Source organism: Streptomyces sp. TLI_55 (assembly GCF_900206255.1).
GTDB lineage: Bacteria > Actinomycetota > Actinomycetes > Streptomycetales > Streptomycetaceae > Streptomyces > Streptomyces aquilus.
Genome location: NZ_OAOJ01000001.1, coordinates 7,550,691 through 7,576,420, shown reverse-complemented (window position 1 = coordinate 7,576,420; position 25,730 = coordinate 7,550,691). Strand labels below are relative to the sequence as shown.

The 25,730-nt window shown below is 70.6% G+C and carries 22 protein-coding genes and 1 pseudogene; 4 read left to right on the top strand and 19 right to left on the bottom strand.

Annotation, left to right across the window (positions count from 1 at the left end):
- Window positions 1-2: 2 nt before the first annotated feature.
- Complete coding sequence (locus CRP56_RS34680; RefSeq protein ID WP_097270796.1) at window positions 3-476, bottom strand: formate dehydrogenase subunit gamma; 474 nt, start codon at window positions 474-476, stop codon at window positions 3-5.
- Window positions 477-701: 225 nt separating this feature from the next.
- Here CRP56_RS34680 and CRP56_RS34675 point away from each other — a divergent pair, with 225 nt between their 5' ends.
- On the top strand, window positions 702-1,391 hold the full coding sequence (locus tag CRP56_RS34675; RefSeq protein WP_097270794.1) for a GntR family transcriptional regulator: 690 nt from the start codon (window positions 702-704) through the stop codon (window positions 1,389-1,391).
- Between the two features lie 27 nt (window positions 1,392-1,418).
- Here the strand turns inward: CRP56_RS34675 and CRP56_RS34670 are convergent, their stop codons facing one another.
- From CRP56_RS34670 to sucC, 6 genes are all read right to left on the bottom strand, one after another.
- The gene (locus CRP56_RS34670) at window positions 1,419-2,201 is read right to left on the bottom strand and encodes an acyl-CoA dehydrogenase family protein (protein WP_097270792.1); all 783 of its coding nucleotides are present in this window, start codon (window positions 2,199-2,201) and stop codon (window positions 1,419-1,421) included.
- 119 nt (window positions 2,202-2,320) lie between these two features.
- Entirely contained in the window at window positions 2,321-2,815 is a 495-nt protein-coding gene (locus CRP56_RS34665) for a beta-class carbonic anhydrase (protein ID WP_097270790.1), read from the bottom strand.
- Window positions 2,815-4,044 (bottom strand): formyl-CoA transferase, encoded by a 1,230-nt coding sequence (gene frc, locus CRP56_RS34660; RefSeq protein WP_097274741.1) that lies wholly within the window; start codon window positions 4,042-4,044, stop codon window positions 2,815-2,817. Before frc (CRP56_RS34660) ends, CRP56_RS34665 begins: the two co-directional genes overlap by 1 nt.
- Before the next feature lie 107 nt (window positions 4,045-4,151).
- Entirely contained in the window at window positions 4,152-5,708 is a 1,557-nt protein-coding gene (locus tag CRP56_RS34655; RefSeq protein ID WP_097270788.1) for an aldehyde dehydrogenase family protein, read from the bottom strand.
- A gap of 205 nt (window positions 5,709-5,913) precedes the next feature.
- Window positions 5,914-6,798, bottom strand: a complete 885-nt coding sequence (gene sucD, locus CRP56_RS34650) for a succinate--CoA ligase subunit alpha (protein WP_097270786.1) — start codon at window positions 6,796-6,798, stop codon at window positions 5,914-5,916.
- A gap of 11 nt (window positions 6,799-6,809) precedes the next feature.
- A complete protein-coding gene (gene sucC, locus CRP56_RS34645; protein WP_097270784.1) occupies window positions 6,810-7,940 on the bottom strand; it encodes an ADP-forming succinate--CoA ligase subunit beta in 1,131 nt (376 codons plus the stop codon).
- A 117-nt stretch (window positions 7,941-8,057) separates the two neighbouring features.
- Here sucC and frc (CRP56_RS34640) point away from each other — a divergent pair, with 117 nt between their 5' ends.
- The 3 genes from frc (CRP56_RS34640) to CRP56_RS34630 all read left to right on the top strand — a co-directional run bounded on the left by frc (CRP56_RS34640) (window position 8,058) and on the right by CRP56_RS34630 (window position 12,239).
- On the top strand, window positions 8,058-9,290 hold the full coding sequence (gene frc / locus CRP56_RS34640; protein WP_097274739.1) for a formyl-CoA transferase: 1,233 nt from the start codon (window positions 8,058-8,060) through the stop codon (window positions 9,288-9,290).
- A gap of 128 nt (window positions 9,291-9,418) precedes the next feature.
- Window positions 9,419-10,810 (top strand): OFA family MFS transporter, encoded by a 1,392-nt coding sequence (locus tag CRP56_RS34635; protein ID WP_097270782.1) that lies wholly within the window; start codon window positions 9,419-9,421, stop codon window positions 10,808-10,810.
- A 46-nt stretch (window positions 10,811-10,856) separates the two neighbouring features.
- Window positions 10,857-12,239, top strand: coding sequence for an OFA family MFS transporter (locus tag CRP56_RS34630; RefSeq protein WP_097270780.1), 1,383 nt, complete (start codon window positions 10,857-10,859; stop codon window positions 12,237-12,239).
- A gap of 74 nt (window positions 12,240-12,313) precedes the next feature.
- Here CRP56_RS34630 and CRP56_RS34625 read toward each other — a convergent pair whose 3' ends face one another.
- The 12 genes and pseudogenes from CRP56_RS34625 to CRP56_RS34570 all read right to left on the bottom strand — a co-directional run bounded on the left by CRP56_RS34625 (window position 12,314) and on the right by CRP56_RS34570 (window position 25,730).
- The gene (locus CRP56_RS34625; protein ID WP_097270778.1) at window positions 12,314-13,372 is read right to left on the bottom strand and encodes a sugar phosphate isomerase/epimerase family protein; all 1,059 of its coding nucleotides are present in this window, start codon (window positions 13,370-13,372) and stop codon (window positions 12,314-12,316) included.
- Between the two features lie 60 nt (window positions 13,373-13,432).
- Window positions 13,433-14,839, bottom strand: coding sequence for a nucleotide pyrophosphatase/phosphodiesterase family protein (locus CRP56_RS34620; RefSeq protein ID WP_097270777.1), 1,407 nt, complete (start codon window positions 14,837-14,839; stop codon window positions 13,433-13,435).
- On the bottom strand, window positions 14,836-15,996 hold the full coding sequence (eboE, locus tag CRP56_RS34615; RefSeq protein WP_097270775.1) for a metabolite traffic protein EboE: 1,161 nt from the start codon (window positions 15,994-15,996) through the stop codon (window positions 14,836-14,838). Before eboE ends, CRP56_RS34620 begins: the two co-directional genes overlap by 4 nt.
- 3 nt (window positions 15,997-15,999) lie before the next feature.
- Window positions 16,000-16,857, bottom strand: a complete 858-nt coding sequence (locus tag CRP56_RS34610; protein WP_097270773.1) for a TatD family hydrolase — start codon at window positions 16,855-16,857, stop codon at window positions 16,000-16,002.
- Window positions 16,857-17,654, bottom strand: coding sequence for an EboA domain-containing protein (locus CRP56_RS34605; RefSeq protein WP_257041419.1), 798 nt, complete (start codon window positions 17,652-17,654; stop codon window positions 16,857-16,859). Before CRP56_RS34605 ends, CRP56_RS34610 begins: the two co-directional genes overlap by 1 nt.
- Window positions 17,651-18,595, bottom strand: a complete 945-nt coding sequence (locus tag CRP56_RS34600) for a sugar phosphate isomerase/epimerase family protein (RefSeq protein ID WP_097270771.1) — start codon at window positions 18,593-18,595, stop codon at window positions 17,651-17,653. Before CRP56_RS34600 ends, CRP56_RS34605 begins: the two co-directional genes overlap by 4 nt.
- Entirely contained in the window at window positions 18,592-19,836 is a 1,245-nt protein-coding gene (locus CRP56_RS34595) for an SCO3242 family prenyltransferase (RefSeq protein ID WP_373559707.1), read from the bottom strand. The genes CRP56_RS34600 and CRP56_RS34595 overlap by 4 nt, the downstream gene beginning before the upstream one ends.
- 244 nt (window positions 19,837-20,080) lie before the next feature.
- Window positions 20,081-21,427, bottom strand: coding sequence for a ThuA domain-containing protein (locus CRP56_RS34590; RefSeq protein WP_097270767.1), 1,347 nt, complete (start codon window positions 21,425-21,427; stop codon window positions 20,081-20,083).
- 15 nt (window positions 21,428-21,442) lie between these two features.
- A pseudogene (locus tag CRP56_RS34585) lies at window positions 21,443-22,027 on the bottom strand (carbohydrate-binding protein); the annotation flags it as partial.
- 359 nt (window positions 22,028-22,386) lie between these two features.
- Window positions 22,387-23,385, bottom strand: coding sequence for a sugar phosphate isomerase/epimerase family protein (locus CRP56_RS34580; protein WP_097270765.1), 999 nt, complete (start codon window positions 23,383-23,385; stop codon window positions 22,387-22,389).
- 15 nt (window positions 23,386-23,400) lie between these two features.
- Window positions 23,401-24,609, bottom strand: coding sequence for a Gfo/Idh/MocA family protein (locus tag CRP56_RS34575; protein WP_097270763.1), 1,209 nt, complete (start codon window positions 24,607-24,609; stop codon window positions 23,401-23,403).
- Window positions 24,610-24,692: 83 nt separating this feature from the next.
- On the bottom strand, window positions 24,693-25,730 hold the full coding sequence (locus CRP56_RS34570) for a substrate-binding domain-containing protein (protein WP_097270761.1): 1,038 nt from the start codon (window positions 25,728-25,730) through the stop codon (window positions 24,693-24,695).

Sequence of the window (25,730 nt, the reverse complement as noted above, 5' to 3'; positions counted from 1 at the left end):
GATCACACCGTCCCGTTGAGGATCGCGCCCAGGCGGGCCGGGCCCACACGTCCGTACAGCCGTCCGTTCGCCTCCACGGACGGTCCCAGCGCGCAGTTGCCCAGACAGAAGACCTGCTCGACGGTGACCGAGCCGTCGGCCGCGGTCTCCCCCAGGGGCAGCCCGGCTTCGCGCGCGTAGCTCACCAGGCGGTCGGCGCCCAGGGCCTGGCAGGCCTCGGCGCGACAGATACGTACCGTGGTGCGGCCCGCCGGTTCGCGGCGGAAGTCGTGGTAGAAGGTCACCACTCCGTGGACGTCCGCCCGGGAGAGGTTCAGTTCGTCGGCCAGCACCGGGACCGCTTCCTGCGGCACATGGCCCAACTCGGCCTGCACGGCGTGCAGTACGGGGAGCAGCGCGCCGCGTTGTCCCCGGTGGTCGGCCACCACCCTCCGGACCACGCTCTCGACCGTCACGTCACTCCCGCTGGTCGTCATGATCGCTTCGCCTTCCGTGACACGGGTCCCCGGCGAGGGCTGCGGAGACTGAGACAATACCCCATACAGGCTTCTGTATACAGACGACAGTCGCAGGGAGTCATCCCTCGCGGGACCCCTGGGCCCTCAATCCACAGGTCACGCCATGTTGCATACCAAAACCTGTATTCTGAGCCCGCCGTCGGCCCCGGCGGCCGATCCTCTCGGCGGCAGAACAGGACAACCATGCGCGAGGCACTCACAGCCGCTGCGACCCGGCGCGTCGCCCGCCCTGCACCCCTGCGCCAGGCCGTCTACGACGCCCTGACCGAGCTGATCGTCAACGGCTCCCTCAAGCCCGGCCAGCACCTCGTCGAGGCCGAACTCGCCGAGCACCTCGGGGTCAGCCGCCAGCCGGTCCGCGAGGCTCTCCAGCGGCTCCAGACCGCCGGCTGGGTCGACCTGCGGCCCGCCCAGGGTGCCTTCGTGCACTCCCCCACCGAGGAGGAGGCCGCCCAACTCCTCGGCGTCCGCGCGGTCCTGGAGACCTACTCGGCGCAACTCGCCGCGCAGAACGCCAAGCCCGAGGACGTCGAGCGACTCTGGGAGCTCCACCAGGACGGCGTGGACGCCCTCGCCGAGGGTGACGTCGAGCGGCTGGTCGCTGCCAACACGGCCCTGCACTCCTTCCTCACCTCCGTGGCCGCCAACGACGTCCTCGCGGAAATGCTCGGACAGGTGGGCCAGAAGGTGCGCTGGTACTACACCCCCATCGCCAAGCCCCGTGGCAAGGAGGCCTGGAACGAGCACGCCCAGCTCATCAAGGCCGTCGCCAAGGGAGACGCGGACCGGGCGGGCGAGGTGATGCGCAAGCACGCCGAGCGCACGGCCGACTTCTACCGCAGGCAGTTCGCCGCCAAGGCCGGTCGGGAGTGAGGCAACTCGCCTGATGGCCATGGGCGTTCAGAACGGCGCCAAGGAGGGGGCCGGTCGGGGCGTGGTGACGCCGACGACCTGCGAAGCCTGAACTCCGGTACTCCCGGCGGCCCGTAGCTCGCGCAGCCACGGCAGGACCGTACGCCGCACGATGTCGAGCCCGGCGCCGTCCGCGCCGAGCATCGCGTCGGCCGGGACGAGGACCGGGTCCGCGAACACCGTGGACGTCCCGCTCCCGCACGGCCCCGCGTCTCCCGGCCGGGCCGGCACGAACAGGTCCGGGGCATGCGCCGGAACCCCCCACAGGGTGAGGCCGTCGAGCCCGGCAAGCGGGCGGGAGGACCAGACATAGCTGTCGGCCTCCCCTGCCGCCACCACCCCGTACTTACGGGCTCGCAGCGCGACGACGTCACCGGAGCGGACGGCACTGGAGTGCGGCGCGAGAAGGTCACCTTCCCCCGACACCTCCGCCTCCGCAAGGGCGAGGCTGCTCAGATGCCGGCCCGCCGCGATCTCCGCGCGCACCCAGGAGCCGCCGTACGCCTCCATGACGGCGACCGCCGCGTAGTGAGACCGGAGGACGGCCGCCGTGGCCGGGCAGACGCGCGCGGTACGAGCCACCACGTCCGCGGCCTCGGGCAACCCCTGTCCCCCGCCGCCGTACGCGGTGGAGACGGTGAGCCCCAACAGGCCGGCCTGCCCGAGGGCCGTCACCGCAGCGCGGGGGAACCGGCCCCGCACACCGGTCAGTTCGGCGGCGGGGGCGACGACACTGGTCAGGATTTCTGAGAGAGCGGTGCGGTAGGACACGGGGCGACCCCCTCGAAAGTGGCCGCAGGACCACTGCTGATCGATGATTGCATACAGTATTCTGCATCCGCTTTCACGGCACCAGAGGTAGGACCAGGAATTTCCAGTGCCGGGCTGGCTCAGGCGGGGTCGATCTCGCGCAGCAGGCCGGTCTTCACGTCGAAGACGAAGCCGCGCACGTCGTCGGTGTGCAGCAGGAACGGCGAGGTCCGCACCCGCTGCATGGACTGGCGCACGTCCTGGTCGACGTCCCGGAAGGACTCCACGGCCCAGGCCGGGCGCTGGCCGACCTCCATCTCCAGCTCGGTGCGGAAGTCCTCGGTGATCTGCTCCAGACCGCAGTTGGTGTGGTGGATCAGCACGATGCTGCGGGTGCCCAGCTTGTGCTGGCTGATGGTGAGGGACCGGATCACGTCGTCGGTGACCACGCCACCCGCGTTGCGGATGGTGTGACAGTCACCGAGCTCCAGGCCGAGCGCGGCATGCAGGTCGAGACGGGCGTCCATGCACGCCACGACGGCGACGTGCAGAACGGGGCGGGCGTCCATGCCGGGATCGGTGAACGCCGCGGCGTAGTCCCGGTTCGACTTCACGAGCTGGTCGGTGACCGACATCAGATCACGCCCTCCGACTTGAGCAGCGGCAACTCGTCCAGAGTCATCCCGAGTTCACCGATGTAGATCTCCTCGTTGTGTTGGCCGAGGAGGGGGGAGGGGGTGATGCGGGTGGGTGAGTCGGAGAGTTTGAGGGGGTTGCCCACGGTGGTGTAGGCGCCGCGTTCGGGATGCTCGACGGTGACGATCATGTCGTTCGCGGCAAGCGACGCGTCCTCGATGATCTCCCTGGTCGACAGGATCGGCCCGCACGGAATGCTGTGCGCGTTCAGCTCCTCCAGCACCCGCCACTTCGGCAGGGTGCTCGTCCATTCCTCGATCAGCTGGAACATCTTCGCCAGCTTCGGCAGCCGCGCCTGCGGCGTCGCCCACTCCGGATCCTCCACCAGCTCCGGCCGCCCGATCAGCTTCGCGATCGGCCGCCACCCGACCGGCTGCACGATCACATACACGTAGTCGTTCGGGCCGCCCGGCGCACACCGCACCGCCCACCCCGGCTGACCACCACCCGAGGCGTTCCCGGAGCGCGGCACCTCGTCACCGAAGTCCTCGTTCGGATACTCCGCCAGCGGACCGTGCGCGAGACGCTGCTGGTCACGCAGTTTGACCCGGCACAGGTTCAACACCGCATGCTGCATCGCCACATTCACCCGCTGGCCCCGCCCGGTGTGCTCCCGCTGCAACAACGCCGCCAAAATCCCCGCCACCGCGTGGATGCCGGTGCCGGAGTCCCCGATCTGCGCACCCGTCGCCATCGGCGGCCCGTCCGCGTCCCCCGTGGTCGCCATCGACCCGCCCATCGCCTGCGCCACCACCTCATACGCCTTGAAGTCCACATACGGACCGGCCCCGAAGCCCTTGATCGACGCATACACGATCCGCGGATTGATCTCCCGGATCCGCTCCCACGTGAACCCCATCCGGTCCACCGCCCCCGGCCCGAAGTTCTCCACCAGCACATCCGAACCCCGGATCAACTCCGTCAGGATCTCCTTGCCCCGCCCGGTCTTCGTGTTGAGCGTGATGCTGCGCTTGTTGCAGTTGAGCATGGTGAAGTACAGGGAGTCGACATCCGGCAGATCCCGCAACTGCCCCCGGGTCACGTCCCCACCCGGCGCCTCCACCTTCACCACATCCGCTCCCAGCCACGCCAGCAACTGCGTCGCCGACGGACCCGACTGCACATGCGTCATGTCCAGGACCCGCACACCCTCAAGAGCCATCGTCATGCTCGCCACCCCATCCCTCTTCTTTTTGCATATTGCATACCGGCAGAGAGTTGTGTTCGCCGCTGACGGGCGGCGCCCAGGCCTGGGCGCCGCCCGTCGCGTCGGCCTTACGGCATCAGCTGGTACTCCGGGAAGTTGCCGGGCAGGCGCTCGTCCGCCGGGCCCTGGGTCACCGCGCGCACCAGCAGTTCCCCGCCGACGAACGCGCCGCGCCAGGACGCGCCGAAGCCGCCGAACAGCTCGTCGCGGTCGCCGCGGGAGCGCGGCTTGCCGTGCCCGATCTTGAAGGCGCGGATCTGGGGGGCGAGCCGGTCGAAGGTCGACTGGTCGTCCGTGGACAGGGTGGCGACCAGGGCGCCGTTGGAGGCGTTCATGGCGGCCAGCAGCTCGGCCTCCGTGTCGACCAGGACGATGGTGTCGACCGGGCCGAAGGGTTCCGCGTGGTGCAGCGGGGAGGACGGGGGCGGGTTGAGGAGGGTGACGGGCTGGACGTACGCCGAGGTGTCCTGGCCGGGCAGGAAGCGGGCGTCGGCGTGCGAGCCGCGGTGCAGCGGGACGGCGCCGCGGCTGATGGCCTCGGCGATCTGGTCGTGCAGCTCCTTGGCCTTGGCGGCGTTGATGACCGGGCCGAAGTCCAGGGCCGGGTACGGGTCGTCGGCGTGGGTGACCGCCAGCGGGTGCCCGACGCTGAGCGAGCGCACGGCCGGGAGGTACGCCGCGAGGAACGCGTCGAACAGCTCGCGCTGGACGACGAAGCGCGGGTACGCCGTGCAGCGCTGCTTGCCGTAGTCGAAGAGCTTGGGGATGACGGCCGTCAGCGTGTCCCAGTCCGAGTAGTTCCAGATGCCCCAGGTGTTGAGTCCTTCCTGTTCGAGGATGTGCCGCTTGCCGAGGTCGGCGACGGCTGTGGCGACGGCGGCGCCGGTGTCGCGGCCGCCGACGAAGGAGACGCAGCCGATCTCGGGCGCCTTGACCAATGCCTCCGACAGCTCGCCGCCGCTGCCGCTGACGAGGGTGACGGGGATGCCTTCGCGAGCGGCGAGGGCGCAGGCCAGGGTGAGACAGGCGACGCCGCCGTCGGTCGGGGTCTTGGCGATGACCGCGTTGCCCGCCAGTGCTTGGACCAGCAATGCGTGAACGAGCACGCTCATCGGGTAGTTCCAGCTCGCGATGTTGGACACCGGGCCGTCCAGGGGTGCCCGGCCCGCGACCATCGGCTCGATGCCGTCGACGTACCAGCGCACTCCGTCGATGGCCCGGTCGACGTCGGCCTGGGCGAGCCGCCAGGGCTTGCCGATCTCCCAGACGAGGAGGAGCGCGAGCAGCTCGCGGTGCTGGGTGAGGGCGTCGAGGGTGGCCGCGACGCGGGCGCGGCGCTCGGCGAGGGGGACGTGCCGCCAGGCGCGGTGCTGGTCGAGGGAGGCGCGGACGGCCTGGTGGGCGGCGTCGCGGTCGAGGCGGGGCGGGCCGGCGATGGGGCTGCCGTCGACGGGACTGGTGGCGGGCAGGGCCCGGCCGTCCGCCTGCCAGGCGGCGTTCCAGAGGTTGAGGACGCGGTCGTCGCGGAACGCCTCGGGGGCGACGGCGAGGCAGCGTTGCCAGGCGTCGTCCCAGGTCGTGCCGGACTTCACCACGAGGGGGGTGGAGTTGAGGGTGGATGTCATGCGGTGTCTCCGCTCTCGGTGCACAGTCGGGGGCGGGGGGTGATGTCTGCCGGATCGCGTGGGAACGCGTGTCCGCGCGGCCGACGGCCGCTCGTGCGGGGGAGATTGCGGTGGCGCCGGATGTGCGCCCCGCGGTTACTCCGTTGTTCCCGGCAGGGTCTCCGTGTCAACCACTGAGTGGTGCCAGGTTCCAGCGTGGGTGGTGTCAGGCGCCGGTTTCCAGCCGGGCGAGCACAAGGCGGGCCGTCTCGGTCGGGGTGTTTCCGACCTTGACACCGACCGCCTCCAGGGCTTCCTTCTTCGCCTGCGCGGTGCCGGAGGAGCCGGACACGATGGCGCCCGCGTGGCCCATGGTCTTGCCTTCCGGCGCGGTGAAGCCGGCGATGTAGCCGACGACCGGCTTGGTGACGTGGTCGCGGATGTAGGCGGCGGCCCGTTCCTCGGCGTCTCCGCCGATCTCCCCGATGAGGACGACGAGTTCGGTGTCGGGGTCGTCCTGGAAGGCGGCCAGGCAGTCGATGTGGGTGGTGCCGACGACGGGGTCGCCGCCGATGCCGACACAGGTCGAGAAGCCGATGTCGCGCAGCTCGTACATGAGTTGGTAGGTGAGCGTGCCCGACTTGGACACCAGGCCGACGCGGCCGGACCTGGTGATGTCCGCGGGGATGATGCCCGCGTTGGACTGGCCCGGAGTGATCAGGCCAGGACAGTTGGGACCGATGATCCGGGTGCCCTTCTCCTTCGCGTACGAGACGAAGGCGACGGAGTCGTGGACCGGGATGCCCTCGGTGATGACGACGGCCAGCCCGATGCCGGCGTCGGCGGCCTCGACGACGGCCGACTTGGCGAAGGCGGGCGGCACGAAGACGACGGTGACGTCGGCCCCGGTCGCCCGTATGCCCTCGGCGACCGACCCGAAGACGGGGACGGCCCGCTCGTCGAAGTCGACGGTCTGCCCGGCCTTGCGCGGGTTGACGCCGCCGACGATGTTCGTGCCGGCGGCGAGCATGCGCCGGGTGTGTTTCATGCCCTCGCCGCCCGTCATGCCCTGGACGAGGACCTTGGACTCCTTGGTGAGAAAGACGGCCATGTCCCGCTCCTTCAACTGGTGTGGGCGAGTTGGGCGGCGCGGCGGGCGGCACCGTCCATGGTGGTGGCCTGCTGGACGAGGGGGTGGGCGCGGCCGTCGAGGATCGCTCGGCCGCGGACGGCGTTGTTGCCGTCGAGGCGCACCACGAGCGGCTTGGTCAACTCGACCGCGTCCAGGGCCTGCACGATGCCGTCGGCCACCGCGTCGCAGGCGGTGATCCCGCCGAAGACGTTGACGAACACCGACTTCACGGCGGGGTCGGAGAGGATGACGGACAGCCCGTCGGCCATGATGCGGGCCGAGGCGCCGCCCCCGATGTCGAGGAAGTTGGCGGGCCGGGCACCGCAGCCGGCGACCACGTCGAGCGTCGACATGACCAGGCCCGCGCCGTTGCCGATGATGCCGACCTCGCCGTCCAGCTTGACGTAGTTGAGGCCCTTCGCGGCGGCGGCCGCCTCCAGCGGATCGTCGTACGCGACGCTCTCGTCGCCCCAACGCGCTTGCCGGAAGCGGGCGTTGTCGTCGAGCGTGACCTTGCCGTCGAGGGCGAGGATCTGCCCCTGCCGGGTACGGACGAGCGGGTTGACCTCGACGAGGACGGCGTCCTCACGGACCAGCACCTGCCACAGCCGCACGAGAACGTCGACGGTCTGGGCCGGCAGACCGGCCGCGTCGGCGATCTCCCCGGCCTTCGCGGAGGTCACGCCCTCCACCGGGTCGATGTGGATACGCGCGACCACCTCCGGCCGACTCGCGGCCACCTCCTCGATGTCCATGCCGCCCTCGGCGGAGGCGATGGCGAGGAATCGCCCGGAGGCGCGATCGAGGACGTACGAGACGTAGAACTCGGCCTCGATGTCCACGGGTTGGGCCAGCATGACGGTGCCGACCGTGTGCCCCTTGATGTCCATGCCGAGGATCTGACGGGCCGTGAGCTCCGCCGCGGGCGGATCGGCGGCGAGCCGCACGCCTCCCGCCTTGCCCCGGCCTCCCGTCTTCACCTGCGCCTTGACGACCACACGGCCGCCGAGCCTGCGGGCGATCTCGCGGGCCTCCTGCGGCGAGTCGGTGACCTCCGCCCGCGGCACCGGAATGCCGTGCTCTTGAAAGAGTCCCCGCGCCTGATGCTCGTACAGGTCCATGATTCGGCTCCCGTCTTAAAAGTGGTGCACGCCCCCTGGACATCACCCATCGAATGCGGGATAACAATCTTCATACAGTATTCGTCGACTGTATGCAATGTGCCAAGCGAGGTGACCGTGACAGCGATGGCTCTTGAGGGTGTGCGGGTCCTGGACATGACGCATGTGCAGTCGGGTCCGTCGGCGACGCAGTTGCTGGCGTGGCTGGGAGCGGATGTGGTGAAGGTGGAGGCGCCGGGTGGGGACGTGACCCGGGGGCAGTTGCGGGATCTGCCGGATGTCGACTCCCTGTACTTCACCATGCTCAACTGCAACAAGCGCAGCATCACGCTCAACACGAAGACCGGGCGGGGCAAGGAGATCCTGACGGAGTTGATCCGGGGTTCGGATGTGCTGGTGGAGAACTTCGGGCCGGGGGCGGTGGACCGGATGGGGTTCACGTGGGAGCGGATCCGGGAGATCAATCCGCGGATCGTGTATGCGTCGATCAAGGGCTTCGGGGCCGGTCCGTATGTGGACTTCAAGGCGTATGAGGTGGTGGCGCAGGCGATGGGCGGGTCGATGGCGACCACGGGGGACGCGGACGGGCCGCCGATGGCGACCGGTGCGCAGATCGGGGACTCCGGCACCGGCATCCACGCGGTGGCCGGCATCCTCGCGGCGTTGTTGCAGCGGGAGCACACCGGGCGGGGCCAGCGGGTGAATGTGGCGATGCAGCATGCGGTGTTGAACCTGTGCCGGGTCAAACTGCGTGACCAGCAGCGTCTCGCGCACGGTCCGCTGGCGGAGTATCCGAACGAGGACTTCGGTGACGAGGTGCCGCGCTCCGGGAACGCCTCGGGTGGTGGTCAGCCGGGGTGGGCGGTGCGGTGTGCGCCGGGCGGCCCGAACGACTACGTGTATGTGATCGTGCAGCCGGTCGGGTGGCGGCCGATCGCGAAGCTGATCGGGCGGCCGGAGCTGGTGGAGGATCCGGAGTGGGCGACGCCGCAGGCGCGGCTGCCGAAGCTGGCGAAGATGTTCCAGCTGATCGAGGAATGGACGAGCACCCTGCCGAAGTGGCGGGTGCTGGAGGAGCTGAACGCGCACAGCATTCCGTGCGGGCCGATCCTGTCGACCAGGGAGATCATCGAGGACGCGTCGCTTGCCGCGAACGACATGATCGTCACCGTCGAGCATCCCGAACGCGGCGCCTACACCACCGTGGGCAACCCCCTCAAACTCTCCGACTCACCCACCCGCATCACCCCCTCCCCCCTCCTCGGCCAACACAACGAGGAGATCTACATCGGTGAACTCGGCCTGGGTGACGAGGAATTGCGCCTGCTGAAGACGAGCGGGGTGGTCTGACGTGACGTGAGTGAGCGAGGGGCCGAGCGACGGTGCGCGTCGGCGAGGCCCCGGGATCCGCGTGCGCACGAAAGGCATTTGGACAGGGGGCGCTGGCCAGATCTTTCGACGCAAGGAGCTTGACCAAGATGACAACCATCGACCGTTCGACGTCCGTCCCGTATCGGGAGGTGACGGACCGCAATGGCCGCGTGTACCGCGTCGGGGAGACCGATGTGGACATCATGGGCCGCAGGCGCAGGTGGATGGTCATCCTGCCGTGGGTGGGCATGATGGGCATCAGCTCCGCCGAGTACGCGTTCACGTCGGCGGAGGACACCCTCCACGAGGCTCATCTGTGGAGCAGCGGGCACATCTTCTGGCTGATGGGCGTCTGGGTGTTCTTCCAGGCGGCCGTGGCCTTCCCCGCCGGGCAGTTGCGCGAGAGCGGCAAACTCCCGGCCCGTACGGCGATGATGCTCGGCGCGGTCGGCACGATGCTCGGCTATCTGTCGCTGGCGTTCGCGCCGAACGTGCTCGTGGCCTACTTCGGCTTCGGCATGTGCAGCGGTATCGGCGCCGGTCTCGTCTACGCGACCTGCGTGAACATGGTCGGCAAGTGGTATCCGGAGCGCAAGGGCGGCAAGACCGGCTTCGTCAACGGCGGTTTCGCCTACGGCTCGGTGCCCTTCGTGTTCCTGTTCACCTCGTACCTGGACCTGAGCAACTACCGGACCGTGCTCGCCAGCGTGGGCGTCGGGCTGTGCCTGGTCGTGGCGTCGGCCGGCTGGTTCTTCAAGGACCCGCCGAAGAACTGGTGGCCCGCGCACGTCGACCCGCTGAAGGTCACCGACGACCCGAAGATCCGCCGGGCGCTGGAGAAGAACCCGCCGTCGCCCAAGCAGTACACCCCGAAGGAGGCCTCTCGGCAGCCCGTTCTGTGGATGATGTGGTTCTGCCTGCTGTGCACGGCCGGCATCAACATCTTCGGTATCGCCTTCCAGGTGCCGTTCGGCAAGGACATGGGTTTCGCGGGCGGGATCGTCGCCACCGCCATGTCGCTGAAGGCGATCGTCAACGGCACCGGCCGTGGCGTCATCGGCTGGATCTCCGACCGCTACGGGCGTCGCAACACGCTGATCATCGTGTGTCTGGTGCTGGGCACCGCCCAGTTCGGTGTGCTCGTCTCTGGCCAGATGGGCAGCATGCCGTTCTTCCTGTTCTGCTCCATGGTCTCCGGCTTCGGCGGCGGCGCGATCTTCCCGCTGTTCGCGGCCATGACGGCCGACTACTTCGGTGAGAACAACAACGCGTCCAACTACGGCATGGTCTACAGCTCGAAGCTCATCTCCGGTCTCGTGGGCTCCGGAATGGGTGCGATCGTCGTCGACGCATGGGACTACGAGGGCGCGTTCGTGCTGGCCGGCTCCATCGGCCTGTGCTCCGCCGTGCTCGCCGTGTTCCTGAAGGCGCCCGGCACGCCGAGGACCAGCCGCCGTATCGCCCCGAACCCTCAGCCGCTCGGCGAGGAAATGGCCTGACCCGCATCGTCTGAACGAATGGCCTGACACGGAGGAATGCCCTGCAATGACGGCGGACCCCATCGCATCGAACAACTCGACCACCTCCCCCGACGCCGCACACCGTCCCTACCGAGAAGTGACCGACACACATGGCCGTGTCTTCCGCGTCGGTGAGACCGACCGGGACATCCTCGGTCACTCCCGCAAGCTCATGGTGTATCTGCCGTGGCTCGCCATGATGGCCATCAGTGTCTTCGAGTACGCGTACGGCTCGGCGGAGGACACCCTGTCCCACGCCCACGGCTGGACGCAGAGCAACACCTTCTGGATCCTCAGCGTCTGGATCTTCTTCCAGGCCGGCGTCGCCTTCCCGGCGCGCTGGCTGCGGGAGAAGGGCCTGCTGACGGCTCGCAAGGCCATGTACGTCGGTTCAGGACTGTGTCTGGTCGGGTTCCTCGCCCTGTCGCATCTGAGCAACGTCTGGCTGGCGATCCTGGGCTTCGGCGTCGTCGGGGGCATCGGCGCCGGGCTCGTCTACGCGACCTGCATCAACATGGTCGGCAAGTGGTTCCCCGAACGCCGGGGAGCGAAGACGGGGTTCGTCAACGGCGGCTTCGCGTACGGGTCGCTGCCGTTCATCTTCATCTTCAACTACGGCTTCGACACCGCGAACTACCACCGGGTCCTGGACCTGATCGGCTGCTACATCATGATCGTGGTCTTCGGAAGCGCCTTCTTCTTCAAGGACCCGCCGAAGAACTGGTGGCCCGCGGACATCGACCCGCTGACGTACGCGGGCAACGGGAAGAACGCGACGAGTCTCGCCAAGAATCCTCCCGCGGCACGGCAGTACGCGCCCAAGGAGGCCATCAGGACCGGCATGCTCCCGCTGATGTGGGTCCTCATCGTGATGACCGCGGGAGTGTCGATCTTCGGCATCTCCTTCCAGGTCGACTACGCCAAGGAGGTGGGCTTCGGCCCGCTGGTGGCGGCGTCCTCGATGGGTGTCATGGCGGTCATCAACGGCATCGGCCGCGGTGTCGTGGGCTGGCTGTCCGACAAGTGGGGCCGCAAGCAGGCCCTGGTGTTCGTGATCGTCGTGCTGGGCCTGGCCCAGTTCGGCGTGATCTGGGCCGGCGACATCAGGAGCGAGGCGCTGTTCCTGTTCTTCGCGTTCCTCTCCGGCTTCGGCGGCGGCGCCTTCTATCCGCTCTTCGCGGCGCTGACGCCGGACTACTTCGGGGAGAACTTCAACGCCACCAACTACGGCCTGGTGTACAGCGGCAAGCTGATCAGCGGCCTGTTCGGCGGCGGCCTCGGCTCCATGGTCGTCGCGGCCTGGGGCTACGACGGGGCGTACGCGCTGGCCGGGGCCGTCTCCATGGTGGCGGCGGTGCTCGCCCTGCTGCTGCGGCAGCCGGGCCGGACGCCGGTGCCGGTGACATAGCGGCACGCGCGCGTGAGGAGGCCCTCCCCGGATCGGACATCGGGGAGGGCCTCCTCATGTTCTTCGCGGGGCCCTCAGCACTTCTCGCGCAGGGAGCGCAGATACGCGCTGGAGCGGCGGGCGAAGGTGAACGACTCGGCGGGCTGGTCGTGTTCGGCCTGCCAGTGGTGGGCCAGGCGCTCACCGCGCAGCCGGGTCACGGCGGAGATGAAACGCTGGTAGTCGATGTCGCCGTCGCCGACGTCGGTCATGCGGTAGCCATAGGTGTCGGCCGGGTCGCTGACGCCGTCCTTGACGTGGAACAGCGGGTAGCGGTGCGGCTGCTTGAGGACGTAGTCGAGCGGCTCGAAGGGGGCGGGGCTGCCGTCGGGGCGCTTGGAGAAGCGGAACTGGCCGGAGTAGGCCCAGAAGATGTCCATCTCCAGGAACACCAGCTCCGGGTCGGTCTCCGCGAGCAGCACGTCGTAGAGGCGGACCTTGGGGTTGTCGGTGGCGAAGGAGAACTCCTCGGAGTGGTTGTGCTGGTAAAACTTCATGCCGCGCGCCTTGGCCGCCGCGCCGTAGGTGTTGAACTCCTCCGCCGCCCGCTTCCAGGCGTCCACGGTCGAGCCGTAGCGGAACGGGCCGGAGGCGGTGCCTATGTGCTTCAGGCCGAGGGCCTGGGCGTCGTCGAGGACCTTGGTGAGGTTCTGGGCGAAGGTGTAGGCGTTCGGGTCGTCGGAGTAATAGCCGACGTGGCTGCCGATCGGGTTCAGGCCGTGGTCCCTGGCCAGCCGCCTGAGCCGGGCGAGCGTGATGGGACCGGCCGAGCCCTGGGTGTATCCGGCGAACTCGACCTCGTCGTAGCCGTACTTCTCGAGTTCGGCGAAGACGGGGGCGAAGCCGAGGGTGGAGACCTTGTCGCGGAGGCTGTAGAGCTGGATGCCGAGCCGGCCGGGCGGCAGGACGGGACGGCCACGGCCGGCGGCGGACGCGGTGGAGGCCGCCGCTGACGCGTTGGAGGCCGCGGCGGCCGCCGGGGTCGCCGCGGCGCCGAGCAGCGCGGCGGCGGTGGCGCCCGCGGCCACGCCCAGCATGCCTCGTCTGCTGAGGCGGTGGGTGAGCTCGGGGTCGGGCTGGGACATGCGGCTCATGTCTGGGTCTCCTCGGGGTCGGAGGGCGTTGTCAGTGGCGGGTGCTTCACTGGTGACCAGTCAGGAAAGTCCGGCCAGTCGCAGCAGGAGTGACTTCACGTCGGTGGCCGCGACGCGGTCGTCGACAGCACGGGGGGTGGAGCAGATGAGGAGCGGACCTTCGTCGTCGCTCGCCGGAAGGCGGCCGTGGCTGCCCCGAATAGGCGAGGGGTCCAGGGGCACGACCGCCATGCGGTAGCGCAGGCCGAGTTTCTTGCGGGCCAGCGCGGTGGCCGCCTTGACCTTGACGTAAGGGTCGAGCGGATCCATGAACAACTCGACCGGGTCGTAGCCGGGTTTGCGGTGGATCTCGACGAGTCGCGCGAAGTCGGGCGCGTGGTCGTCGTCGAGCCAGTAGTAGTACGTGAACCAGGCGTCCGGCTCCGCGACGGCGACGAGCTCGCCCGCGCGCGGGTGGTCGAGGTGGTGAGTCTTCTTGCCCTCGTCGTCGAGGAGTTGCTCGATGCCGGGGAGGTCGGCGAGGGCGGCGCGGGTCGCCTCCAGGTCTTCGGCTCGTCGTACGTAGACATGGGCGATCTGGTGGTCGGCGACCGCGAAGGCGCGGGAGGCCATCGGGTCCAGGTACTCCATGCCGTCCTGGGTGTGCACGTCGAGCAGTCCGGCGCGGCGCAGGGCGCGGTTGATGTCGACGGGGCGGTCCGCGCGCGTGATGCCGTACTCGGACAGGGCGACGACGGTACGGCCCTCCGCGCGGGCGTCGTCCAGGAGCGGGGCCATGGCCCGGTCCAGGTCGGCGGCCGCCTTCAGGGAGCGTGGGTCGTCGGGGCCGAAGCGCTGGAGGTCGTAGTCGAGGTGCGGGAGGTAGCAGAGGGTCAGGTCGGGGTGGCGGGTGGCCATGATGTGGCGGGTCGCGTCGATGATCCACTGGCTGGAGACCAGGTCGGCGCCGGGTCCCCAGAAGTGGAAGAGGGGGAAGGTGCCGAGTTTCTCGGTGAGTTCGTCGTGCAGGGCCGGGGGCCGGGTGTAGCAGTCGGGTTCCTTGCGGCCGTCGGAGTAGTAGATCGGCCGGGGGGTGACGGTGATGTCGGTGTCGGCGCCCATGGCGTACCACCAGCAGATGTTGGCGACGGTGTAGCCGGGGTGGGCGCGGCGGGCGGCGTCCCAGAGCTTGTCGCCGGTGACCAGCCCGTTGTGCTGTCGCCACAGGAGTACGTCGCCGAGGTCGCGGAAGTACCAGCCGTTGCCGACGATGCCGTGCTCGGCGGGGTGGGTGCCGGTGAGGAAGGTGGACTGGGCGGCGCAGGTGACGGCGGGCAGGACGGTGCCGAGGGCGGCGTGGGAGCCCGCCTGGGCGAGCCGTTTGAGGTGGGGCATGTGGTCGAGGAGGCGGGGGGTGAGGCCCACCACGTCCAGGACGAGGAGGGGGGTGGGAGCCGGGGAGGTCTGCTCGGTGCTCTGCGTGCTCACGGCAGCTCCTTCAGGCCGAGACCGGTCAACAGGTCCCGGGCGAGGGTGAGTTCGGCGGCGATGCCGTCGGCGAGCTGGGTGCGGGCGCGGGGACGCAGCTCGGGCGGGAGGGCCTGCCAGGTGTAGGTCTCGACCTCCAGGTGGCGGGTGAGCGGGTGCGGGCCGCCCACCAGCCGGGTCAGCGTGTCCTTCAGGACGGGGAGGGTGGAGGTGAGGGGCGCGGCGGGGGCCGCGTGCAGGGGGACGTGGAAGTGGGCGCGCCAGGGTGCGCCGTCGGGGAGTGCCTCACCGGCGAGGGCTTCGCCGAGGTCGTCGGTGCCGCGCAGACCGGCGGCGGTGGCCGTGCGGGTCTGGTGCAGGAAGCGGGGTTCGTCGAAGGCGGCGAGGGCGGCGCGGACCTCGGGGAGATGAGGGTGCTCGGCGTGCAGGGCGGCCGACAGCTGGGACTTGACGATGGCGACGCCGGCCGTGGTGAGGGCGTCGACGGCGGTGTGCGGGTCCTCGAAGGAGGTGGCGAGGTGGCAGGTGTCGACGCAGATGCCGATGCGGGGGTGGGCGATCGCGGTGAGCGGGGCGAGGGCGTCGCGGGTGGTCTCGACGACACAGCCGGGTTCGGGTTCCAGGCCGACACGGAGGGAGCGGCCGGTCAGCTCCTGGAGCGCGTCGAGGCGTTCGGCGAGCGTGCGCAGGGCCTTCTCGGTGCGGCCGGCGTCGTGGGCGGTGCGCCAGGCGAGCGGCAGGGTGGAGATGCTGCCCTCGGTGACGTCGTCGGGGAGCAGTCCGGTCAGGACCCGGGCGAGGGCGGTGGTGTGCTCCAGGCGTTCGGCGTCGGCCCAGTCCGGTTTGTAGACGCGGTACTTGACCTCCCCGGCGCCGAACCCTTCGTAGGGGAAGCCGTTGAGGGTGACGACCTCCAGGCCGCGCCGGTCGAGTGCGGCGCGCAGGGTGCGCAGGGCGGACGGGTCGGCGTCGAGGGTGCGGGCGGCGTCCGCGGCCAGCCACAGTCCGATGCCGAGCCGGTCGCGGCCGAGGCGGCGGCGGACGGGTTCGCAGTGGTCGCGGAGCTGGGTGAGGACGCCGTCGAGGGTCTCGGCGGGGTGGACGTTGGTGCAGTAGGCGAGGTGGACGGTGGAGCCGTCGGGGTGGCGGAAGCGCATGCCCTACTCGCCCCCGCGCAGGATGGAGTTGCCCTCGTGGGTGGCGCCGGTGGCCGAGGTGCCCGCGGGGTCGAGGACGAGGCGGCCGCTGATCCCGTAGAAGGCGACGGGGTTGCGCCACAGCACCTGGTCGACGTCGTCCTCGGTGAAGCCGTTCGCGAGCATGGCGTCGCCGACCCGGCGGGTCTTGAGCGGGTCGCTTCTCCCCCAGTCGGCGGCGGAGTTCACGAGCACCTTCTCGGAGCCGTACCGCTTGAGGATCGCGACCATCCGCTCCTCGTCCATCTTGGTGTCGGGATAGACGGAGAAGCCGAGCCAGCCGCCGCTGTCCTTGGCCTCTTTGACGGTGGTCTCGTTGAGGTGGTCGAGCAGGACGTGCTCCGGGGGCAGTGCGGACTCCCGGACGACGTCGAGGGTGCGGTGCAGACCGGCGAGCTTGTCCCGGTGCGGGGTGTGGACGAGTGCGGGCAGCGCGTGGTCGGCGGCGAGCTGGAGCTGAGCGGCGAGCGCGGTGTCCTCAGCGGGGGTCATGGAGTCGTAGCCGATCTCGCCGACGGCGACGACTTGGTCCTTGACGAGATACCGGGGCAGCTCGTCGAGGACGGGCACGCAGCGCGGGTCGTTGGCCTCCTTGGGGTTGAGGGCGAGCGTGCAGTGGTGGGCGATGCCGTACTGGGCGGCGCGGAAGGGCTCCCAGCCGAGGAGAGCGTCGAAGTAGTCGAGCAAGGAGGCGGGCGAGGTGCGGGGCTGACCGAGCCAGAAGGAGGGTTCGACGACGGCGCGGACGCCTGCGGCGTGCATGGCCTCGTAGTCGTCGGTGGTGCGGGAGGTCATGTGGATGTGGGGGTCGAAGATGCGCATCAGGACTCCTCGCCGTCGGTGCCGCGCGAGCCGCCGGGGGCGGTGGCCGGTGCGGGTGGGGTGGCCGTGGGGTCGGTCAGGGTCAGCACGCGTTGCAGGTCCGCGGGCACGGGACGGCCCGCGGCGGTGCGTTCGGCGGCGTAGTCGCCGAGCATGCGGGCGAGTTCGGCGTCGGCGTGGGCGCGCCGGCCCAGGTCGGCCACCGCCGCGACGGGCACGCCGGTGAACAGGCACTTCAGTACGGCGTGCCGCCACTGGTGAGGGTCGAGGTGCCGGGCGGCGTACGGGCCGACGGCTGCGGCGACGAGCCGGGTGTCGTTGGTGCGCAGGGCGTCCTCGACGAGCGGGAGCGCGTCCGGGCCCGGCACGAGGTGGGGCAGGGTGTGCAGGACGGCGCGGCGTTCGGCGGCGGTGCCCTGCTGGTAGACCCGGGTGAGGGCGGCGGCGTCGGCGCGGGCCGCGTACAGGATCAGGACGCGGGCGGCGTCGGCGTGCTCGGCACCGCAGCGCCGCCCCGCCTCGGCCAGCCGCAGCTCCCACACGGAGATGGGGCCGTGCGTGCCGGGATGGGTGCCGGCCTCTTCGAGGGCCTGGTCGAGCCAGGCGCGGGCGGCTCCGGTGAGCCGGGAGTCGAGGCGGCGGTGGAGATCGGCGGGGTGGACGCGGGCGAGGTCGTCGCTGTCGAGGGCGTCCACGAGGCTGTCGTTGTCGACGCCGTACACGCGGCTGTCGGTGTCGCCCACGGAGCTGTCGCTGTTAGCGGTGTCCGCAGGGTTCATGGGGCTGTTGCGGCTCATGGGGTGCTCCCTTCTGGGGTGGCGGAGGGATCGCCGGGTCGTGGTGCGGGATCGGAGGACGCGGTGGGGCCGGCTGCCGCGCGGAGGAACGGGAGGGACTGCTCGGCGTAGTGGGGGCCGGCGTGGGAGTGGCGGGGCAGTTCGACGACGGTGAGGCCGCGGTAGCCGGTGTCGGCCAGCGCGGCGAGGACGGGCGGGAAGTCGATCTCCCCGTCTCCGAAGGGGAGGTGTTCGTGGACGCCCCGGCGCATGTCCTCGATCTGGACGTGCCGCAGCCAGGGGGCGGCGGCGCGTACGCAGGCCTCGGGAGGGAGGGGTTCGAGGCACTGGCAGTGACCGATGTCGAGGGTCAGGCCCAGCGGCTCCGGGTCGTCGAGCAGCCTGCGGAGCCGGTGGAAGTCGGCGAGGGTGCCGAGGAGATGGCCGGGCTCGGGTTCGATCGCGAGCGGCACGCCGGCGGCGGTCGCGGCGTCCAGGACCGGCGTCAGCGCCTCGGCGAGCCGCTTCCACGCCAGGTCGGTGTCGGTGTCGGGCGGGGTGATCCCACTGAAGCAGTGCACGGCGTGGGCACCCAGTTCGGCGGCGACCTGGACGGCGCGGACGAGGAGGTCGACGCGGCGGGCGCGGTCCTCGGGGTCCGGGTCGAGGAGGGACGGGCCGTGCTTGCGGCGCGGGTCGAGGACGTAGCGGGCCCCGGTCTCCACGGTGACGCCCAGACCGAGTTCCCCCAGTCGCCGGGCGACGCCTCGGGTGCGGGCGGCCAGGTCGGGGGCGAGCGGGTCCAGGTGCATGTGGTCGAGGGTCAGGCCGACGCCGTCGTAGCCGAGGTCGGCGAGCAGGCCGAGGGCGTCGTCGAGACGGAGGTCGGTGAGGCCGTTGGTGCCGTAGCCGAAACGGAGGGGGGTACGGGGCCGGTGGGCGCCGGGGGCTGTGCGGTTCATGTGACGCTCACTTTTCTCGCGAACTTCCTTCCGAGCGGGGCGAGCGCGGCGACGAGCAGGGCACCGGTCCGGGCTCCGGAGCGGGCGGCGAGAGCGGCCTGGAGGGGAATGGTGGCGCGGATGCCGCTGCCGACGGCGCGTTGGGTGAGTGGGGGTGAGGGGTTGAGGGCGGCGTGGAAGTAGGGGCGGACGACGGTCGCGGCGTAGGCGGCGGAGAGGGTGGTGCGGAGGGCGGCGGTGGCGGAGGTACGCAGGGCGGTGCCTGCGGTGGTGGTGGCACGGGTGGCGGGCAGGCCGTGGGTGGCGGCACGGGTGGCGGGCAGGCCGTGGGTGGCGGCACGGGTGGCGGGCAGGCCGTGGGTGGCGGCACGGGGGCCGCGCATGAGTGCGGGGCGGCCGGCGGGGGTCGTGCGCAGGCCACGCAGGGTGCCCCGGGCCCCGCGCGAGGCGGCGGCGCTGACCGCAGCACCGACCAGGCGACGGGGGACCGCCTCAGCGGCGGCCTGGGTGATCTGGGTGGGGGCCGGTGTTGTGCTGGGGCTCAGGTCGGAGTCGATCGGGCCCGAGGCCGGGTTGCCCGCCAGGCCGGGTGCGGCTGCCGGCCCTCGGCCTGCCGGGAGACGCGGGGTGATCAGGCGGGTCAGCAGGGCCGTTGCGGCCAGGGCGGCCAGGGGCGGCAGTGGTGAGCCGTTCCTGGTCTCCTGGCGGGAGACGGTGGTCACCGCGAGAGTGTGGGTGCCGAGCAGGGCGGCGGAGGGGATGGCCTCACGGGCGCGGCCGGTCGTGGCCGCTGCGCCCAGGAGCAGGTCGAGGCCACGGGCCGCGGCCATGGCGACGGGGCCCGCGGGGGTGTGCTTCAGGGCGAGGTCGTAGGCCCACACTGTGGCGGCGAGGGGTGCGGCCACCGCGAGGGCGGGGCGGCCGGCGCGGGCGGCGAGGGTCAGGCCGGCCGCCGTGAGGGCGCAGGCGGCCGTGAGTGCCTCGGCCGGTCGGATGCGGCCGGAGGGGATCGGCCGGTGAGGGCGCTCGGCGGCGTCCTCCGTCCGGTCCGCCCAGTCGTTGAGGGCCATGCCGGCCTCGTACAGACAGAGGGAGGAGCCGATGGCCAGCAGGGTGCGGGAGTTGGCGCGGGCGGAGGTGGCCGCCGCACCGGCGAGGACGTCGCCGGGGACGGTGAACAGGGCGGGCAGCCGCAGGAGTTCGGCCCAGGCACGGGCACGGCCTGGCCGTCGGGTACGCACAGCACTCCCCGGCGTCTCTGCGCCTCTCCCTGGAGCCCGGCCCGGCCCGGATCGCCCTGTTCGCGCACCGATCAGCCAGCCGCCGACACGGGATGAGGAAACGGGCGCGGACATGGGCAGCCTCCTTGTCGAGCGTCGAGCGTCGAGCGTCGTACGCGTCACCGATGAACTCCCGGGCAGGAAGGCCCTGTTGGGGAGTGGATAGACGGCGGGCGGGGGTCCGGCGTCCCCCGCCCGCCGCCGCTCAGTCGCCCTGTGAGGTCGAGGCCTTCACGGGCAGCTCCTTGATCCGGATGTTCCGGAAGGACACCTGGTCGTCGGCTCCGTGGTTCTGGATGCCGATGTGGCCGTCACGCAGGCTCCGGGCCGGGTCGGTGTTGGTGAAATCGTTGATCTTCACGCCGTTGAGCCAGACGCGGAGCCGTTCGCCCTCCACGCGGATCTCGTACGTGTTCCACTCCCCCGGCGGGTTCAGCGCGCGGTCGCGCTTCTTGAGGTCGGCGGAGCGGAAGCCGTAGACGGAGCCCGTGGTCTTCTCGGGTACATCGGTGGCGTCGATCTGGATCTCGTAGCCGTTGTTCACGGCGGACCACGGGTCGTCCGAGGGCGGGAAGCCCACGAACACACCGGAGTTGTCGTCGCCGGCCATCTTCCAGTCGATCTTCAGGGAGTACGACGAGAAGCCCGCCGCGGCGTACCAGAGCATCCCCATCCCGCCCGAGGAGGTGAGGGTGCCGTCGTCGGAGAGGGTGAAGGAGCCCGGGCCCGCCTGCTGCCACCCCTCCAAAGTGGTGCCGTCGAAGAGTGGTCGATAGCCGTTCTCCGGTCGGCAGTCCGCCTGGGCGTCGCCGATCGCGTAGCGGATCCCGCCTGCCAGGTGCTGGCGGAACAGTGGGTCCGCGTACGACTCCTTGATGTGCCCGCCGCCGGTGTAGAAGGCGCGTCCGCCTTGGTAGGTCTGGCACCAGGCGATCGGATGGTCGCCGTTCATGGTGCCGCCGGTGTACGAGGACTCGTCGAGGGAGGCGAGGACGTGGGCCTTCTCCCGGGGGTTGGAGCGGTAGTTGTACCACTCGTCGGTCCGGTTCCAGGTCCGTGCCAGGCCCGAGGTGGCCGGGTGGGCGCGGTCCTCGACGGTGACCGTCGCGGGCTGGATCGCCGGGTGCGACTGGAAGTAGGCGCCGGCGAGCCCGCCGTAGAACGCCCAGTCGTACTCGGTGTCGGCGGCGGCGTGGATGCCGACGTAGCCGCCGCCGTGCCGGATGTAGCCCTCGAAGGCGGTCTGTTGGGCGGCGTCGAGGACGTCGCCGGTGGTGGACAGGAAGACGACCGCGTCGTAGCGGCGCAGGTTGCGGGAGGTGAAGGCGGCGGCGTCCTCGGTGGCGTCGACGGTGAAACCGTTGCTCTCGCCGAGCTGCCGCACGGCCGCTATGCCTTCGGGGATGGAGTCGTGCCGGAAACCGGCCGTCTTGGAGAAGACCAGGACTCGCTTGCCGTCGTCGCCGCCCTGTGAGGCGGCCGGGCCGGAAACACAGCCCAGGAGCACCGCGGCCCCCGCAACTGCGGTCGCTGTACGTGTGGTTGCGCGCATCGCGTGTTCCTCCTCTCAGCCGGTGGTGAAGGTGAAGTCGTCCACGTCGAACAGGGCGCCGTTTCCGGTGCCGCCCTTGAAGACGAGGTAGAGCGAGGTCGTGCCGCGGGGTGCTCGGGACAGATCGGCGGTGACGTCCTGGAAGTTCTCCCAGCCGCCGGTCACGGGCACGGTCGCCGTGCCGAGCAGGGTGCCGGTCGAGGACCCCGCACGGACTTCGAGCGTGCCGCCCGCGCCACCGGACGAGATGCGTGCCGTGACGGACTTGGCGTCGCTCAGCACGTACGGCGTGAACGCGATCCAGTCGCCGGTGTCGATGTCGCCGACGGTGTTGCCGCCGTGCGCCGCGGACTTGGCGATCACCGAGACGCCGCTGCTGGTGCCGAAGTGCTCGGCCTGGCGGTGCCGGGGCTGGAGCACGCTCTGGTCGTGGGTGGTGAGGGCGGCCTGGCCGCCGCCTCCGCCGTCGGTGTACTCGGCGTCCAGCACGCCGAAGATGTTGGCGTCCTCGTCATGGCCACCGTCGGCGCTGGTCTGGATGGTGCCGGTGCAGCCGTGGGCGGAGGTGACCGGGTGGCCGTGGCTGTCGTGGCCGAGGACGCGCGAGGTGTGCAGGACCGAGCGGTCCGGGAGGACGGCGAGCGACATGGGCTCGCCGACCTCCGGTTCCCCCTTGGCGAGGGTGGCCTGCTGGAAGTCCTCGGCGGCCACCGAGGACGGCGCGGGCTCGGCGACGGCTGCGCCGGCCTGCGGGGCGGTGAGCGTGAGGGACGCGCTCATCAGCAGGGCGCCGCTCAGGAACGCCAGCGCCCGGCGAGAGGTGAAGCGTCTTCCATGGGTCTCGGATCTGGTGGTGCGGGGATTCCCGGGCACGAAATGCCTCCAGAACAAGGCCGGTTGTACGGGCGGGTGCGGGTGCGCCGGGATGCGCCGTCATCCGGGAAGGAGTTGACAGAGGGTCAGTTGCCGAAGGCGGCGTCGAAGGAGGTGGTCGGAGGCTCGAAGTCGTACGCCTTGAGGCTGCGCAGCGCTTCCGGGGCGCCCTGGAGGCGGTCCATGCCGGCGTCCTCCCACTCCACCGAGATCGGCCCGCCGTAGCCGATCGAGCGCAGCATCCGGAACACGTCCTCCCACGGCACGTCGCCGTGTCCGGCCGAGACGAAGTCCCAGCCGCGGCGCGGATCGCCCCACGGCAGATGCGAGCCCAGCCGACCGTTGCGGCCGTCGAGGCGCTTGCGGGCCTCCTTGCAGTCGACGTGGTAGATCCGGTCGCGGAAGTCGTACAGGAAGCCGACCGGGTCCAGGTCCTGCCACACGAAGTGCGAGGGGTCGAAGTTCAGCCCGAACGCCGGCCGGTGATCGACGGCTTCCAGGGCGCGCCGGGTGGTCCAGTAGTCGTAGGCGATCTCGCTGGGATGCACCTCGTGGGCGAAGCGCACGCCCTCGGCGTCGAAGACGTCCAGGATCGGGTTCCAGCGGGTGGCGAAGTCCTCGTAGCCGCGCTCGATCATCGCCTCCGGCGCGGGCGGGAACATCGCCACCAGATGCCAGATCGCCGACCCGGTGAACCCGATCACCGTGTCCACCCCGAACGCGGCCGCGGCCCGCGCGGTGTCCGCGATCCGGGCCGCCGCCCGCTGCCGCACCCCCTCCGCGTCCCCGTCGCCCCAGATCTCGCCCGGCAGGATCGCCTGGTGCCGTTCGTCGATGATGGCGTCGCAGACCGCCTGGCCGACCAGGTGGTTGGAGATCGCCCAGCACTTCAGACCGTACTTTTCGAGGAGTTGGTGACGGGACTTCACATAGCCCGGATCGGCGAGCGCCTTGTCGACCTCGAAGTGATCGCCCCAGCAGGCGAGTTCGAGACCGTCGTAGCCGAAGTCGCGGGCCAGCCGGCAGACCTCCTCCAGGGGGAGGTCCGCCCACTGACCGGTGAAGAGCGTGAACTGGCGCGGCATAGGGGAAAACCCTCCTCAGACGGCGATGGGCGTGTAGACGGAGTTCTTCTGCGCGCTCTCCTCCACGGCGGCGAGCACCCGCTGCACCTGGAGGCCGTCCGCGAAGGACGGGTCGGGGCGGCGGCCCTCGGCGACGGCGTGGACGAGGTCGCGGGCCTGGTGGACGAAGCTGTGCTCGTAGCCGAGACCGTGGCCCGGCGGCCACCAGCCCTCCAGGTAGGGGTGGTCGGGCTCGGTGACGAGGATGCGGCGGAAGCCGGCGCGCGCGCCGGGCTCGGTGCCGTCGTGGTACGAGAGCTCGTTGAGGCGTTCCAGGTCGAACGCCAACGCGCCTTTGTCACCGTTGAGTTCGATGCGCAGGGCGTTCTTGCGGCCGGTGGCGTAGCGGGTGGCCTCGAAGGTGGCGAGGGCACCGGAGGCGAAGCGGGCGGTGAACAGGGCGGCGTCGTCGACGGTGACCGGGGCGGTGCCGCCGGCCGACACGGCCGACAGGCCCTTCACTGCGCCGGCCGGCAGGGGCCGTTCGGGTACGAAGGTCTCCGTCATCGCGGACACCCCGGCCAGCCGCTCCCCCGCCAGGTACTGGGCGAGGTCGATGATGTGGGCGCCGAGGTCGCCGAGCGCGCCGGAGCCGGCGTACTCCTTGCGCAGCCGCCAGGTGAGCGGGAACTCCGGGTCCACGAGCCAGTCCTGGAGGTACGCCACCCGCACGTGCCGCAGCTTTCCGACGCGACCCTCGGCGATCATGTTCCGGGCGAGCGCGGTGGCAGGCACCCGGCGGTAGTTGAAGCCGACCATCGCCAACTGGCCGCGCTCATAGGCTTCTTCGGCCGCCCGCGCCATGGCCTCGGCCTCCTCGACGGAGTTCGCCAGGGGCTTCTCGCACAGCACGTGCTTGCCCGCGGCGAGGGCGGCGACGGCGATCTCGGCGTGGCTGTCGCCGGGGGTGCAGATGTCGACGAGGTCGACGTCGTCGCGGGCGATCAGCGCACGCCAGTCGGTCTCGGCCGCCGCCCAGCCGTGTCGGTCGGCCGCCGCCCGCACGGCGTCCGGGTCGCGCCCGCAGATCGCGGACAGGACCGGCTGCCGGGGCAGGTCGAAGACGCGTCCCGCGGTGCGCCAGCCCTGGGAATGGGCGGCGCCCATGAAGGCGTAGCCGACCATGCCCACGCGGAGCGGCGGCTTGCCGGCGCCCTCTCCTTCTGACTGCTGCGGCTGTGCCATGCGCAATGTCCTCCTCGTCGTCGTGGCGCGGTGGGGGGTGCGGTCCGCCCGGCGGAGTCGTCCGGTCCGCCGGGCGGAGCGGCTCACTTGAAGCCGGTGGACATGTACTGGTCGACGTTGGTCTTGTCGACGACGGCCGAGTAGAGAGTGATCGACGCCGGAATCTCGAACTCGGCGAGGCCGCCGACACCCTTGCTCTGGCCGAGGGCGCGGGCGAGGTCGATCGCGGAGGCGGCCATGGTCGGCGGGTACAGAACGGTCGCCTTGAGGACGCCGTCGTCCTTCTTGATGGCCTGGAAGGCGGACAGGGCGCCCGCGCCGCCGACCATCAGGAAGTCGTCGCGCCCGGCCTGTTCGATGGCCCGCAGCGCGCCCACGCCCTGGTCGTCGTCGTGGTTCCACAGGGCGTCGAACTTCGACTGGGCCTGAAGGAGTTGGGCCATCTTGGCCTGCCCGGACTCCACCGTGAACTCCGCCGCCTGGCGGGCCACCTTCTTGACGTTGGGGTAGTTCTTCAGGGCGTCGTCGAAGCCCTTGGTGCGCTGCTGGGTGAGCTCCAGGTTGTCCAGGCCGGCCAGCTCGATCACCCGGGCGTCCGACTTCCCCTTGAGCTTCTCGCCGATGTAGTTCCCGGCGTTGAGGCCCATGCCGTAGTTGTCGCCGCCGATCCAGCAGCGGTAGGCCTGCGGGGAGTTGAAGATGCGGTCGAGGTTGATGACGGGTATCCCGGCCCGCATCGCCTTCAGGCCGACCTGGGTGAGGGCCTTGCCGTCGGCGGGCAGGATCACCAGGACGTCGACCTTCTTGTTGATGAGGGTCTCGATCTGGCCGATCTGTGCGGCGGTGTCGTTGGACCCCTCGGTGATCTCCAGCGTCACGTCGGAGTACTTCTTCGCCCGGCTCTTGGCGTTGTCGTTGATGGCGTTGAGCCAGCCGTGGTCGGCCTGCGGGCCGGCGAAGCCGATGGTGACGGCCTTGCCGGGCTTGTCGTCGGCGGCCGGCTGGTCGTTCGCGGCCGGTTCGTCGCCGGAGTCGTTACTCGTGCAACCTGCGAGGACGGCACCCGCGGATACGGCGGCGGCCCCGAAGAGCAGTCCTCTGCGTGTGGGGAGCTGTGTCAT

What these genes read in the sequence shown, in the direction of transcription:
- CRP56_RS34680 (WP_097270796.1), bottom strand. Translation starts at nt 476, where the DNA reads ATGACGACCAGCGGGAGTGACGTGACGGTCGAGAGCGTGGTCCGGAGG.
- CRP56_RS34675 (WP_097270794.1), top strand. Translation starts at nt 702, where the DNA reads ATGCGCGAGGCACTCACAGCCGCTGCGACCCGGCGCGTCGCCCGCCCT.
- CRP56_RS34665 (WP_097270790.1), bottom strand. Translation starts at nt 2,815, where the DNA reads ATGTCGGTCACCGACCAGCTCGTGAAGTCGAACCGGGACTACGCCGCG.
- frc (WP_097274741.1), bottom strand. Translation starts at nt 4,044, where the DNA reads ATGACGATGGCTCTTGAGGGTGTGCGGGTCCTGGACATGACGCATGTG.
- CRP56_RS34655 (WP_097270788.1), bottom strand. Translation starts at nt 5,708, where the DNA reads ATGACATCCACCCTCAACTCCACCCCCCTCGTGGTGAAGTCCGGCACG.
- sucD (WP_097270786.1), bottom strand. Translation starts at nt 6,798, where the DNA reads ATGGCCGTCTTTCTCACCAAGGAGTCCAAGGTCCTCGTCCAGGGCATG.
- sucC (WP_097270784.1), bottom strand. Translation starts at nt 7,940, where the DNA reads ATGGACCTGTACGAGCATCAGGCGCGGGGACTCTTTCAAGAGCACGGC.
- CRP56_RS34635 (WP_097270782.1), top strand. Translation starts at nt 9,419, where the DNA reads ATGACAACCATCGACCGTTCGACGTCCGTCCCGTATCGGGAGGTGACG.
- CRP56_RS34630 (WP_097270780.1), top strand. Translation starts at nt 10,857, where the DNA reads ATGACGGCGGACCCCATCGCATCGAACAACTCGACCACCTCCCCCGAC.
- CRP56_RS34625 (WP_097270778.1), bottom strand. Translation starts at nt 13,372, where the DNA reads ATGAGCCGCATGTCCCAGCCCGACCCCGAGCTCACCCACCGCCTCAGC.
- eboE (WP_097270775.1), bottom strand. Translation starts at nt 15,996, where the DNA reads ATGCGCTTCCGCCACCCCGACGGCTCCACCGTCCACCTCGCCTACTGC.
- CRP56_RS34610 (WP_097270773.1), bottom strand. Translation starts at nt 16,857, where the DNA reads ATGCGCATCTTCGACCCCCACATCCACATGACCTCCCGCACCACCGAC.
- CRP56_RS34605 (WP_257041419.1), bottom strand. Translation starts at nt 17,654, where the DNA reads ATGAGCCGCAACAGCCCCATGAACCCTGCGGACACCGCTAACAGCGAC.
- CRP56_RS34600 (WP_097270771.1), bottom strand. Translation starts at nt 18,595, where the DNA reads ATGAACCGCACAGCCCCCGGCGCCCACCGGCCCCGTACCCCCCTCCGT.
- CRP56_RS34590 (WP_097270767.1), bottom strand. Translation starts at nt 21,427, where the DNA reads ATGCGCGCAACCACACGTACAGCGACCGCAGTTGCGGGGGCCGCGGTG.
- CRP56_RS34580 (WP_097270765.1), bottom strand. Translation starts at nt 23,385, where the DNA reads ATGCCGCGCCAGTTCACGCTCTTCACCGGTCAGTGGGCGGACCTCCCC.
- CRP56_RS34575 (WP_097270763.1), bottom strand. Translation starts at nt 24,609, where the DNA reads ATGGCACAGCCGCAGCAGTCAGAAGGAGAGGGCGCCGGCAAGCCGCCG.
- CRP56_RS34570 (WP_097270761.1), bottom strand. Translation starts at nt 25,730, where the DNA reads ATGACACAGCTCCCCACACGCAGAGGACTGCTCTTCGGGGCCGCCGCC.